This is a genomic window from Aestuariivirga sp., assembly GCF_965227715.1.
In the GTDB taxonomy this organism is placed as follows: domain Bacteria; phylum Pseudomonadota; class Alphaproteobacteria; order Rhizobiales; family Aestuariivirgaceae; genus Aestuariivirga.
The window spans coordinates 731,163-743,499 of sequence record NZ_OZ245771.1 but is presented as its reverse complement, the minus strand read 5'-3'; the positions used below and the strand labels follow the sequence as shown (position 1 = coordinate 743,499).

The window sequence follows — 12,337 nt, the reverse complement described above, 5'->3', positions numbered from 1 at the left end:
TCTTCAGGGCCTAAACAACCAACTCTTCACCACATCCGAGGCTCCCCGCCTCAACCCGCCTTCACCAGCACATGCTTCTTCTTGCCCATGGAGAGCTTGATCACCCCATCCGTAAGCAGGGCGCGGGTAAGCACCAGCTTCTCGTCCGCCACCGCCTGGTCGTTGACGCGAATGGCACCGCCCTGAATGGAACGCCGCGCTTCGCCATTGGACGCGGCGAATCCCGCCGCCACGCAGGCGGCGAGAAGGCCCGTGCCTTCGTCAAGGTTCAGCGCAATGCTGGGAAGCCCGGCAGCGCTCTGGCCATCTTCAAAGGTGCGGCGCGCGGTCTCGGCTGCGTCCTCCGCAGCGGCACGGCCATGCAGCATGGCGGTTGCTTCCGTGGCGAGTACCTTCTTCGCCTCGTTGATCTCCGCCCCTCCGAGCGCGCCCAGCTTCGCGATCTCGCCGAGCGGCATCTCGGTATAGAGCTTCAGAAAGCGCGTCACGTCCGCGTCCTCGGAATTCCGCCAGTACTGCCAGTAATCATAGGGGGACAAGAGGTCAGCGTTCAGCCAAACGGCACCGGCCGCCGTTTTTCCCATCTTGGCGCCGGAGGAGGTGGTGAGAAGCGGAGAGGTCAGCGCGAACAATTGCCTCTGATCGCAGCGGCGGCCAAGCTCGATCCCGTTGATGATGTTGCCCCACTGGTCGGAGCCGCCCATCTGCAGCACGCAATCATGGCGGCGCGAGAGCTCGAGGAAGTCATAGCCCTGCAGGATCATGTAATTGAATTCGAGGAAGGTGAGCGGCTGCTCGCGGTCAAGCCTGAGCTTCACCGAATCAAAGCTCAGCATGCGGTTGATGGTGAAGTGAACGCCATAGTCGCGCAGGAAGTCGATGTAGTTGAGGTGGTCCAGCCAATCCGCATTGTTCACCATGCGCGAATCCGTAGGTCCCTCGCCGAAGCTGAGGAATTTGGTGAACACCTGGCGGATGCCGGCCAGATTGCTGGCAATCTGCTCCACCGTCAGAAGCTTGCGCGATTCATCTTTGAAGGACGGGTCCCCGATTTTGGTGGTGCCGCCGCCCATCAGCGCAATCGGCCGGTGCCCGGTCTTCTGCATCCAGCGCAGCATCATGATCTGGACAAGGGAGCCTGCATGAAGCGAAGAGGCGGTCGCATCGAAGCCGATATAACCCGTAATGGGGCCCGCCTTGGCCGCCGCATCGAGCCCCTCGGGGTCCGAGATCTGGTGGATGAAGCCGCGCTCTGACAGTATGTTGAGGAAATCGGATTTGAACTGGCTCATGGCAAAAAACTCTTCCAAACAGGCTGCGGGCTCTTACCACGGAGCCTTGCCTTGTCAAAATTGCTGACCGCCATCGGGCTGATGTCCGGCACCTCGCTCGATGGCATTGACGTGGCCTTGCTCAGGACCGACGGCGAAGAGCAGGTTGAGCGCGGTCCCGCCGCAACCTATCCCTACCGCCCCGACCAGCAGGCCCTGCTGCATGACGCGCTGGCCGCCGCCAAGTCCCTCGAGGCCCGCGAGCAGCGCCCCGGCATTCTGGGCCTCGCCGAACGCGAGCTGACGGACTGGCACGCTGAAGCCGTGGAGCGCTTCCTGGGCGAGCATGGCCTTGAGGCTTCCGTCATTGACGTGATCGGCTTCCACGGCCAGACGGTCATCCACCGCCCGGAGAAGCGGCTCACCGTCCAGCTCGGCCTCGGCGGCGCCCTGGCGGAGAGGCTCGGCATCCCCGTCGTTTATGACATGCGCGCGGCGGATGTCGCCGCGGGCGGGCAGGGTGCCCCCCTGGTCCCCGTCTATCATCGCGCGCTCGCGGCAGCGCTGCCGGAGCGGCCGGCGGCGCTGGTCAACATCGGGGGTGTTGCCAATATGACTTGGGTGGGCCCTGAGGGAGACCTCATCGCCTTCGACACCGGCCCCGGCAACGCCCTTCTCAATGACTGGTGCGAGCGTTTCACCGATGTGGCCTATGACCGGGATGGCGCTTTGGGTGCCCGGGGCCATGTCGCGGCGGATGCACTGGCGGAGCTCCTGAACAGCACCTTTTTCGCTACGGCAGCTCCAAAATCGCTCGACAGAAACAGCTTCAATGCATCGACGCTCGATGGTCTTTCAGCCGAAGATGGGGCTGCGACTCTCACCCGTTTCACCGCGGAAGCGGTCTCCGCCAGCTCCAAACTAGTTCCGAATTTGCCCCGACTTTACATCATTTGCGGCGGCGGAAGGCTCAATCCAACCCTCATGCGCGACTTGCGCAACCTGCTTGAAACATCTGATTCCAAAGTGATTTCTGCTGAAGAGGCCGGCTTCAACGGCGATTCGATGGAAGCCGAAGCCTGGGCCTATCTGGCCGTCCGGTCTCTCAAGGGGCTCCCCATCACCTTCCCCGGAACGACGGGGGCCCCTCAGCCACAGTCAGGCGGGCTGATCGCGCGGCCCTAGCAGTTTCAGCACCCGCCCATCGATGATGAGCAAGGCGAGAATGATGATGATTGCGCCGATAATCTCTTGTATTTCAAGAACTTCGCCAAGGAACGCAACGCCCAGCGCGATGGCCGAAACGGGAATCATCATGGTCACCAGCAGCACGTTCGCAGGCCCCGACCGCGCCACGACCCGAAAGAAAATGATATAGGCGAAGGACGTCGCAATCAGCGAAAGCCCGAGCAGCGCAGCCCAGCTTTTCCATGACGCATCAAGCAGTTGCGATGGATTGTCGAATCCAAATGCGAGCACCGCCATGATCACGGAGGAGCACATGAGCTGCCCAGTTGCCATGCTCAAAGGGGGTGTTCCCTTCAGCTTCAGCCTGGCCCACAGCCCGCCCGCGCCATAGCTCGCCGCCGCCGCCAAACAACAAAGGATTCCAATGCTTTGCGATCCGGCCCCGAGGATCGTGCCGCCCTTCAGAACCGCCACCCCGATAATGCCAATAACGATTCCGCCAAGCTTCCGCAGCACCAAAGGCTCCATTCCCGCGGCCGCAATGAAGGCCACGCCGAACAGCGGTGACGTCGCGTTGATCACGGAGGCAAGCCCGCTCGCAATCATCGTCTGACCCGTCACAATCAGCGTGAAGGGTATTATATTGTTGAGAATTGAGAGCCCGATGATTGCCGTCCACGACGCCTTGTCGCGCGGCAATGGCCCCACCAGGATCAGGTGCAACGGCAGCAGCGCCGCCGCCGCCAGCATCACCCGCGCCATCACGATCACCAGCGGCGAGAGCTCCTTCACCGCCACGCCCACAAAGAAATACGACCCGCCCCAGATGATTGAGAGCAGGACGAGGAGGCCCCAATCCTTCAGGTGAATATGAGACGGGCTGGCAGGCATCAGGCGTAACTCCTTCAGATCGCTCGCCTTATCGAGGCAAGACGGCCGCCGCCACCCGAAAGCTGATCGCTAGAGCTGGCCTTCGGCCGCCAGCCGCTTGTCCAGATAGGTCGAGCAGATCTTGGTCAGCTCGTCGATCTTGTCCTGGAAGAAATGGTTTGCGCCCGGAATCACCCGATGTTCCACCGCGATTCCCTTCTGGGTTTTCAGTTTGGAAACAAGGCTATGGACGGCCTCAGGCGGTGTTACCGTGTCCTTCTCGCCATTGATGAACAGGCCGGAGGCCGGGCAGGGGGCGAGGAAGGAGAAGTCATAATGCTTGGCCAGCGGTGCGACAGAAATAAACCCTGAAATTTCAGGCCGCCGCATCAGAAGCTGCATCGAAATCCAGGCCCCGAAGGAGACACCGGCAATCCAGCAGATCTTGGCCTCGCGGTTGAACGACTGCAGCCAATCGAGTGCCGATGCTGCATCCGACAGTTCTCCCGCACCATTCTCGAACACGCCCTGGCTCCGGCCTACGCCCCTGAAATTAAAGCGCAATACGGAAAAGCCCCGGCTCTGGAACATCTGGTACATGGCATGAACGATGGGGTTGTTCATGGTGCCGCCGAATGTTGGATGGGGGTGGAGCAGGATGGCGATGGGTGAGCCTGCGGCCTTGGAATGGTGGTAGCGCGCCTCGATGCGGCCCGCAGGTCCGCTGAAAATCACTTCCGGCATAAAGCTCTGATCCTCATGGGATTGCCGGTACTGGAAAATCCGGTGGAATTCCCACCGAATAATTGACTCCTGTACTCGGGTTTTCTATATCCCTGTTTAGAATTATTCGAAACTGGCGGGACTTCCGCCACGGTGCCTCGCCTTTAGCACGGGAGCGGGGTTCAAAATCAAGGGTTTCGTGCAGTAGGGACCGGACTGTTTGCCATGAAAATGAGCACCAAGGGCCGCTATGCCGTGATGGCGATGATCGATATCGCCGTCCATTCCGACGGCGATCCCGTGTCGCTGGCGGAGATTGCCGACCGTCAGGACATCAGCCAGGAATATCTGGAGCAGCTCTTCGGCAAGCTGCGCAAGGCAAAGCTCGTGGAAAGCGCGCGCGGGCCAGGCGGCGGCTATCGCTTGTCACGTGCAATGAACATGATTCCCGTTGCCGAAATCATTGCTGCCGTTGACGAAGAGTTGCACTTTACCCGCTGTGGCGGCGATGCCGTGGAGGGCTGCGTCAAGGGCGAGCGCTGCAACGCGCATGATTTGTGGTCAAGCCTCGGCCGCCAGATGATGTATTTCCTCGCCTCGATCTCGCTCGAGGACGTAGTCGAAAAGCGCAACCTCGCGCTGGCCGCCACCATCAAGCAGACCAAGGCCCGCCACCCCGAGGGGTCCATGGCGTAATGCGGAGCTACCTCGACCATAACGCAACCTCGCCGCTGCGCCCCGAAGCGAAGGCAGCGATGCTTGCGGCAATGGACTGCTGCGGCAATGCCTCCTCCGTTCACGGCGAAGGCCGTGCGGCGCGCAAGCTGCTCGACGATGCGCGGGATCAGGTGGCGCAGGCGGTGGGCGTGATCGCACCGATGGTCGTGTTCACCTCCGGCGGCAGCGAAGCCAATAATCTGGCGCTCAAGGGAGCCCCGGTTCAGCGCCTGATCGTCTCCGCCATCGAGCACCCCTCCGTGTTGGGGGTTGCAGGAAAAGCGGCTGAGATCATTCCGGTCGATTCATCTGGCACCATCGACCTGGCCGCTCTCGAAAATCTTCTCAAAGGCCCGAAGGCGTTGGTCAGCGTGATGCTTGCCAATAATGAGACGGGCGTGATCCAGCCCGTGGCCGAGGTGGTGCGTCTGGCAGAGGCCCATGGCGCGCTGGTCCATACTGATGCGGTTCAGGCGCTGGGTAAGGTGCCGGTCAATTTCGGGCTGCTCGGCGTCGACATGATGACGGTTTCAGCCCACAAGCTGGGCGGCCCGTCGGGCGCTGGCGCCCTCATCGTGCGGGATGGGCTGGCACTTGAACCGCTGATAAACGGCGGCGGCCAGGAGCTGCGGCGGCGCGCGGGCACTGAGAACATCCCTGCGATTTCGGGCTTCGGTGCCATTGCAAGATCCACCACGGGCAATGTGAAGCCGCTGCGTGACCGGCTGGAAGCAGGCCTGGAATGTGCCGTCATTTTTGGCAGAGACGCCACGCGGCTGCCGAACACCAGCTGTTTCGCCGCACCGGGCCTTCGCGCCGAGACGCTGCTGATGGCGCTGGACCTGGAGGGCATCGCCGTCTCGTCTGGTTCCGCCTGCTCGTCCGGCAAGGTGGCGAAGTCCCATGTACTGGCAGCAATGGGTGCCGCACCGGAAATCTCCCAGGGCGCAATCCGCGTATCCCTTGGTTGGAACACGGCCGAGGCCGATATCGAAAACTTCATCGCTGCGTGGCGGAAGATCGCTTCCCGCCACAAGGCCAGAGCAGCAGCTTGAGGGCATAATGGCTGATATTGAAACCGTTGCACTCGTCAAGGACATCGAAGTCGAGAAGTACAAATATGGCTTCACCACCGATATCGAGTCTGACTATGCGCCGAAGGGCCTGAACGAGGACACCGTCCGCTTCATCTCGCACAAGAAGACCGAACCCGGCTGGATGCTGGAGGGCCGTCTCGAGGCCTATCGCCGCTGGCTGGAGATGGAAGAGCCCACATGGGCCAAGGTGCATTACCCGAAGATCGACTTTCAGGACCTCTATTATTACGCAGCCCCCAAGGGCTCTGCCGCGCCCAAGAGCCTGGACGAGGTGGACCCGAAGCTGCTTGAAACCTATGCCAAGCTCGGCATTCCGCTGAAGGAGCAGGAAATCCTCGCCGGCGTGCGGAAGCAGGGCGAGAAGAGCGAACTTGATGAGTCAGGCGGCGAATATTCATCCGTCAAGGTAGCGGTTGATGCCGTGTTCGACTCGGTTTCCGTGGTCACCACCTTCAAGGCGGAACTCGCCAAGGCCGGCGTGATCTTCTGCTCGATCTCGGAAGCGCTTCGCGAACACCCGGAGCTTGTGAAGAAGTATCTCTTCTCCGTGGTTCCCCAGGGTGACAATTACTATGCCGCCCTCAATGCGGCGGTGTTCTCCGACGGCTCCTTCGTCTATGTGCCGCCGGGTGTGCGCTGCCCGATGGAATTGTCCACCTATTTCCGGATGAATGCCAAGAACACCGGCCAGTTCGAGCGCACGCTGATCATCGCGGACAAGGGCTCCTATGTGTCCTATCTCGAAGGCTGCACGGCGCCCACGCGCGAGGAAAGCCAGCTTCACGCCGCGGTCGTGGAGTTGATCGCGCTGGATGATGCCGAGATCAAATACTCGACTGTCCAGAACTGGTACCCCGGCGATGCCGAGGGCAAGGGCGGCATCTATAATTTTGTGACCAAGCGCGGCGATTGCCGCGGACCCCGCTCCAAGATTTCCTGGACGCAGGTGGAAACGGGTTCTGCGATCACCTGGAAATATCCGAGCTGCATCCTGCGCGGCGAGGAGTCACGCGGCGAATTCTATTCGATCGCGATCTCCAATGGCCGCCAGCAGGTGGACTCCGGCACCAAGATGATCCACCTCGGCAAAAATTCCTCGAGCCGCATCATCTCCAAGGGTATCGCAGCGGGCCGTTCGGACAACACATATCGCGGCCTTGTCTCGGCCCATCGCAAGGCGCTCAACGCGCGAAACTTCACCCAGTGCGACTCGCTGCTGATCGGCGATAAATGTGGCGCGCATACCGTGCCCTATATCGAGGCCAAGACGTCAACTGCGCAATTCGAGCATGAGGCCACGACCTCCAAGATCTCGGATGACCAGATGTTCTACTGCATGTCGCGCGGACTTTCCCAGGAAGAGGCCGTGGCCCTCATCGTCAACGGCTTCGTGCGCGACGTGCTGCAGCAGCTGCCGATGGAATTCATGGCCGAGACGCAGAAGCTGATCGGCATTTCGCTGGAAGGGAGCGTGGGGTGACCTTCACCTTCCTCGATATCGCACTGCCCATCGGGCTGGCGCTGGTGTTTGCGGGGTTTCGCTACAGCCAGTACCTCAAGTCCGATCCAAATCACGCCGTGCCGAGGGCGGCGGCGGATGGCGTCAAAGGCGCCATTGGCCTTGCCGTCGTGACGCTCGGCTATAAATTCATCATGCCAACGTGAGTTGATCCAGTGCCATTGCTCGATATCCAGAACCTGCACGTCAAGCTCGAAGACGAAGACCGGGAAATCCTCCGGGGCCTCACGCTCACCGTGAAGCCGGGGGAGGTTCATGCCATCATGGGTCCCAACGGCTCCGGCAAATCAACGCTGTCCTACGTGCTCGCGGGCCGTGAGGGCTATGAGGTGACGGAAGGATCCGCCAGTTTCAATGGCGAGAACCTGCTGGACATGCCGCCGGAAGAGCGCGCCGCCAAGGGCGTGTTCCTGGCCTTTCAGTATCCCATCGAAATTCCCGGCGTTGCCACCATGCAGTTCCTGAAAGTGGCGCTCAACTCGCAGCGCAAGGCGCGTGGTGAGAAGGAGCTGTCCACGCCGGACTTTATGCGCCTCGTGAAGGACAAGGCGGCCAAGCTGAATGTAAGCCAGGACATGCTGAAGCGGCCGGTGAATGTCGGTTTCTCCGGCGGCGAAAAGAAGCGCGCCGAAATCCTGCAGATGGCGGTGCTCGAGCCCTCGCTCTGCATTCTGGACGAAACCGACTCGGGCCTCGACATCGACGCGCTGCGGGTTGTGGCGGATGGCGTCAACGCACTGCGCTCGCCCGACCGGGCGATGATCGTCATCACCCATTATCAGCGCCTGCTGGATTACATCGTGCCCGATTATGTGCATGTGCTTTCCAAGGGGCGCATCGTGAAATCGGGTGACAAGTTCCTGGCGCTGGAACTGGAAGAAAAGGGCTATGCCGAATTCACGAAGGATGCGGCATGACCACGGCACTGGCCAAGACTGTGGCGGAAGAGGCGCTGGGATTCCAGCTGCCGCACCGGCGCATGGAGGACTGGCGCTGGACTGATCTTCGCCAGTTGATCGACAAGCCCTATCCGCCACGGCAGACCGTTGTGGCGCAAACAGGCGAAGTGGAGCGGCTCTTGGCGGCCTCGCCCTTTGGCGGCATTTCCGCGGCGCGCATGGTGTTCGTCAACGGCTTCTATGATGAGGCGCGCTCGAAGCTTGCCAATGGCTGGGTCGAGTCCAAGTCCCCCATTGATGAGCCAGTGCAGGAGATGAACGTGGCCTTCGCCACGGACGGTGCGCGCCTCCGGCTTGAGGGCAACCTCGACAAGCCAATCGAGCTTTTATTCATCGCCACGGACGCGGCACCCCGGACAGTGGCCACGCGCAATGTGATTGAAGTGGCGGACGATGCCTCGGCCACCATTATCGAAACCCATCTGGGCGCTGGAAGCTACTTGGCCAACAGCGTCACGGAAATTCGCGTAGGTAACAATGCGCGGCTGGACCGGGTGAAGGTGGAACTGGACTCTGGCGATGCTACGCATCTTGCGCATTGCGTGGTGACGGCCGGGCACAGCGCAACCTTGCGGGACTTCACCCTCACCACGGGTGCGAAACTCAACCGGCAGAACGGCACGTACCGCTTCATCGGCGAATTTGCCGATGCGAGGGTTGCAGGCGCCTATCTTTTGTCGGGCAGGCAGCATGCCGATACGCGCGTGGTGGTTGACCATGAGGTGCCGAACTGTGTGAGCCGCGAGCTGTTCAAATGCGTGATGGATGATCATGCGCGCGGCATCTTCCAGGGCAAGGTGATCGTGCAGCGTGGTGCGCAGAAGACGGACGGCAAGCAGTCAAGCCATGCGCTTCTCCTTTCGGAGACGGCGGAGTTTGACGCCAAGCCCGAGCTTGAGATTTATGCCGATGACGTGGTCTGCGGCCATGGCGCAACCGCCGGTGATTTGAACCACGACCATATCTTCTATCTGAAGTCCCGCGGCATTCCCGAAGCGGAGGCGCAGGCGATGCTGATCGGCGCATTCGTGGGCGAGGCCTTCGAGACGATCCATCATGACGGCATACGCGAAGCGCTCGGCGAATTTGCAGCACATTGGCTGGCCACGCACCGGAGGAAGGGCTGATGGCTTACGACGTCCAGTCCATCCGCAAGGATTTTCCCATCCTCTCTCGCGAAGTCTACGGGAAGAAGCTCGTCTATCTCGACAATGCGGCCTCAGCCCAGAAGCCGAAGCCGGTGCTCGACGCGATGATGAAGGCCTATACTGAGGAATATGCGAATGTGCACCGCGGTCTGCATTTCCTTTCCAATGCCTCGACGCAGGCCTTCGAGGATGCGCGCGAAAGTGTGCGGCGTTTCCTGAACGCACCGTCAGCCGAGCAGATCATCTTCACCCGCAACGCGACAGAGGCCATCAACCTCGTGGCGCAGAGCTTCGGCGGCATGGTGATCGGCGAGGGGGACGAGATCGTGCTCTCGATCCTCGAGCATCATTCCAACATCGTGCCCTGGCACTTCCACCGGGAGCGCAATGGCGCGGTGCTGAAATGGGCACCGGTCGATGAGGAGGGCAATTTCCTGCTCGAGGACTTCGAGAAGCTTTTGACGCCCCGGACCAAAATCGTGGCCATCACCCAGATGTCCAATGCGCTCGGCACCATTGTGCCGGTGGCGGAGGTGATCAAGCTTGCCCATGCACGTGGCATCCCCGTGCTGGTCGATGGCTCGCAATCTTCCGTCCATATGCAGGTCGATGTGCAGGCGCTGGATGCGGATTTCTTCGTCTTCACCGGCCACAAGACCTATGGGCCAACCGGCATCGGCGTGCTCTATGGCAAGAAGGATCTTCTCGCCAAGATGCCGCCCTATCAGGGTGGCGGCGAGATGATCTCAGAAGTGACGACCGAGACTGTGACCTACAATGATCCCCCGCACCGCTTCGAGGCGGGAACGCCGGCCATTGTTCAGGCAATTGGTCTCGGGGCCGCCCTTGACTACATGCGCGGCGTGGGCCTGGACAACATTGCCGCCCATGAGGCCTTGCTGCGGGACCGGGCCACGGAGCGCCTGTCCGAGATTAATTCGCTCCGCATCTTCGGCCGTGCCCGGCACAAGGGCGCCATCTTGTCCTTCAATATGGAGGGAGCGCACGCCCATGACGTGGCAACCGTGATCGACCGTGCGGGCGTTGCCGTCCGTGCGGGAACCCACTGCACCCAGCCGCTTCTGCAGCGCTTTGGTGTGACTGCAACTTGCCGCGCATCTTTCGCCATGTACAACACCCTGGAAGAGGTTGACGTTCTGGCAGACGCGCTTATCTCTGCACGGAGGATATTCGGATGACCGAAGCCGCCACTGACGTGAAACCCGAGACCCCGAATGCGCCGAACCCTTCGGCCATTCCGGCGGATGAACTCGCGCGCATGACGGATGACATCGTTGCTGCGCTCAAGACCGTTTATGATCCTGAGATCCCCGTTGATATTTATGAGCTGGGCCTCATCTATAAGGTCGATATCGATGATGACCGGAATGTCGCCATCGAGATGACCCTGACAGCACCCGGCTGCCCGGTGGCCGGTGACATGCCGGGCTGGGTGGAAAACGCCGTCTCGACGGTCGCGGGTGTCAAAGGCGCCGTTGCGACCATTGTTTTCGATCCGCCGTGGGACCACAGCCGCATGTCGGATGAGGCCCGCGTCGCCCTCAATATGTGGTAAGGAGAACGATATGGCCTCCGCCAATCCCCGTCCACGCCCGCAGATCATGAGCTTGACTGATGCGGCCGCCGCGCGCGTGCGCGAAATCCTGTCCAAGGCTGACAAGCCGATTGTGGGCTTGCGCATCGGCGTCAAGAATGGCGGCTGCGCCGGCATGGAATACACCATGGAATGGGCCGAGGATCAGAAGCCCTTTGACGAGGTGGTCGAAGACAAGGGTGTCAAAGTCCTGATCGACGCCAAGGCCATGATGTTCCTGCTCGGTACAGAAATGGATTTTCAGCAGACGACGCTGAAATCGGGCTTCGTATTTAACAACCCCAATCAGGTCTCAGCCTGCGGCTGCGGCGAGAGCGTGCAATTGAAGGCCGCTGCCACAAGCTGAGAAAGACCAGGCGCTTGAGGCCCTGCTCAAAAGGTTTTGAGCAGGACATTCACAGCAGCTGCCAGCTGTTGCGCACCAAGCCCACTCGGCCACATCACGGCCGCGTGGGCGAGGATGATGGGGAGAAAGACCACCGCCATCATGAGAAAAACGATGCCGCCGGCGTCCGAGTCAGATTGGCCTGATCCTGCGGATGCATTGCGGGAGACGTGAAACAGTTTGGAGATCATGGTGTTCACCTCGTTCCGACCAGCCGTTACCGGTGGCGGAGGGTGAACTGAAGTCAGGCACCCGCGCCTGCCGATAACGGCATGGTCGATCGACTATGACTGTCGCTTGGCATTGGGTTTCGGGTTCCTGATTGAGAATGAATGCAAGGTCTTGGAAGGCTTGCACCACATCTCCCCGGATGAACGCAACCGCACAAAGAGTCAAGCAAAAAGCCATCGAGCCTGAACGGGGAACCTCGGCGTCTTTGCGGGGTTACCTGTCGTAGCCCCAAGGAGGACCAGATGAACAACACTGATGACCAAACCCGGCACCAGCGTACCGGCGGCGCGGCAGAGTCCAGTCCAAAGGCTCCTCCGGCGATGAAGATCGCCGAGGCCAAGCGGGAAGAAAAGGAAGCGCTCGAAACCGCCGTCAGCGCGCTGGAAGGTGAGCGGCCTGAAGCCTTGGCCCAATTCGCAGAATCGGCCCGGGACGGCGAAGAGAGCCCGAAGGAGCTGACTGCGGACGAAGAGACGGCCCCCCGGCCCACCTCAAATCGAGACAAGCATGACGTGGCCACCAGGCTTCTGCATGAAGGGGCCGAGGGCGAACACCCGGACCCCAAGGCGGAAGGCGTCGATAAGCTGCCGGACCGCATCATCGACCGCGGCTGA

The 12,337-nt window shown here is 60.9% G+C and carries 15 protein-coding genes; 11 read left to right on the top strand and 4 right to left on the bottom strand.

The features are described from left to right. Positions 1 to 50: 50 nt before the first annotated feature. Positions 51 to 1,292, bottom strand: a complete 1,242-nt coding sequence (gene tyrS, locus ACO06F_RS03640) for a tyrosine--tRNA ligase (protein WP_421695337.1) — start codon at positions 1,290 to 1,292, stop codon at positions 51 to 53. Positions 1,293 to 1,343: 51 nt separating this feature from the next. Between tyrS and ACO06F_RS03635 the strand changes: the two genes are divergently transcribed. Continuing rightward, complete coding sequence (locus ACO06F_RS03635; protein WP_421695336.1) at positions 1,344 to 2,456, top strand: anhydro-N-acetylmuramic acid kinase; 1,113 nt, start codon at positions 1,344 to 1,346, stop codon at positions 2,454 to 2,456. Here the strand turns inward: ACO06F_RS03635 and ACO06F_RS03630 are convergent. Both ACO06F_RS03630 and ACO06F_RS03625 read right to left on the bottom strand, forming a co-directional pair. Further along, a complete protein-coding gene (locus ACO06F_RS03630) occupies positions 2,430 to 3,350 on the bottom strand; it encodes a DMT family transporter (protein ID WP_421695335.1) in 921 nt (306 codons plus the stop codon). The two genes, ACO06F_RS03635 and ACO06F_RS03630, sit on opposite strands and share 27 nt — an antisense overlap. A gap of 69 nt (positions 3,351 to 3,419) precedes the next feature. Next, positions 3,420 to 4,073 carry an alpha/beta hydrolase gene (locus tag ACO06F_RS03625; RefSeq protein WP_421695334.1) on the bottom strand — a complete coding sequence of 218 codons (654 nt, stop codon included), beginning with the start codon at positions 4,071 to 4,073 and terminating at the stop codon, positions 3,420 to 3,422. A gap of 204 nt (positions 4,074 to 4,277) precedes the next feature. On the opposite strand from ACO06F_RS03625, the gene ACO06F_RS03620 reads away from it, so the two are divergent. From ACO06F_RS03620 to sufA, 9 genes are read left to right on the top strand one after another with little or no spacing between them, the layout of a single operon-like run. Continuing rightward, a complete protein-coding gene (locus tag ACO06F_RS03620) occupies positions 4,278 to 4,748 on the top strand; it encodes an Rrf2 family transcriptional regulator (protein WP_421695333.1) in 471 nt (156 codons plus the stop codon). Next, the gene (locus tag ACO06F_RS03615; protein WP_421695332.1) at positions 4,748 to 5,824 is read left to right on the top strand and encodes a cysteine desulfurase family protein; all 1,077 of its coding nucleotides are present in this window, start codon (positions 4,748 to 4,750) and stop codon (positions 5,822 to 5,824) included. The genes ACO06F_RS03620 and ACO06F_RS03615 overlap by 1 nt, the downstream gene beginning before the upstream one ends. 7 nt (positions 5,825 to 5,831) lie before the next feature. Next, complete coding sequence (sufB, locus tag ACO06F_RS03610) at positions 5,832 to 7,346, top strand: Fe-S cluster assembly protein SufB (RefSeq protein WP_421695331.1); 1,515 nt, start codon at positions 5,832 to 5,834, stop codon at positions 7,344 to 7,346. After that, on the top strand, positions 7,343 to 7,531 hold the full coding sequence (locus ACO06F_RS03605) for a hypothetical protein (RefSeq protein ID WP_421695330.1): 189 nt from the start codon (positions 7,343 to 7,345) through the stop codon (positions 7,529 to 7,531). The genes sufB and ACO06F_RS03605 overlap by 4 nt, the downstream gene beginning before the upstream one ends. A gap of 15 nt (positions 7,532 to 7,546) precedes the next feature. Further along, positions 7,547 to 8,302: a Fe-S cluster assembly ATPase SufC gene (gene sufC / locus ACO06F_RS03600; protein ID WP_421696611.1), complete on the top strand. Its 756-nt coding sequence runs from the start codon at positions 7,547 to 7,549 to the stop codon at positions 8,300 to 8,302. Beyond that, entirely contained in the window at positions 8,299 to 9,471 is a 1,173-nt protein-coding gene (gene sufD / locus ACO06F_RS03595) for a Fe-S cluster assembly protein SufD (protein WP_421695329.1), read from the top strand. Before sufC ends, sufD begins: the two co-directional genes overlap by 4 nt. Beyond that, positions 9,471 to 10,691 carry a cysteine desulfurase gene (locus ACO06F_RS03590; protein ID WP_421695328.1) on the top strand — a complete coding sequence of 407 codons (1,221 nt, stop codon included), beginning with the start codon at positions 9,471 to 9,473 and terminating at the stop codon, positions 10,689 to 10,691. Before sufD ends, ACO06F_RS03590 begins: the two co-directional genes overlap by 1 nt. Next, a complete protein-coding gene (locus ACO06F_RS03585; RefSeq protein WP_421695327.1) occupies positions 10,688 to 11,068 on the top strand; it encodes an SUF system Fe-S cluster assembly protein in 381 nt (126 codons plus the stop codon). Before ACO06F_RS03590 ends, ACO06F_RS03585 begins: the two co-directional genes overlap by 4 nt. Before the next feature lie 10 nt (positions 11,069 to 11,078). Beyond that, positions 11,079 to 11,453: a Fe-S cluster assembly scaffold SufA gene (gene sufA / locus ACO06F_RS03580; protein ID WP_421695326.1), complete on the top strand. Its 375-nt coding sequence runs from the start codon at positions 11,079 to 11,081 to the stop codon at positions 11,451 to 11,453. A gap of 26 nt (positions 11,454 to 11,479) precedes the next feature. On the opposite strand, the gene ACO06F_RS03575 is transcribed toward sufA, so the two are convergent. After that, entirely contained in the window at positions 11,480 to 11,692 is a 213-nt protein-coding gene (locus ACO06F_RS03575) for a hypothetical protein (RefSeq protein ID WP_421695325.1), read from the bottom strand. 273 nt (positions 11,693 to 11,965) lie between these two features. On the opposite strand from ACO06F_RS03575, the gene ACO06F_RS03570 reads away from it, so the two are divergent. Then, positions 11,966 to 12,337 carry a hypothetical protein gene (locus ACO06F_RS03570; RefSeq protein WP_421695324.1) on the top strand — a complete coding sequence of 124 codons (372 nt, stop codon included), beginning with the start codon at positions 11,966 to 11,968 and terminating at the stop codon, positions 12,335 to 12,337.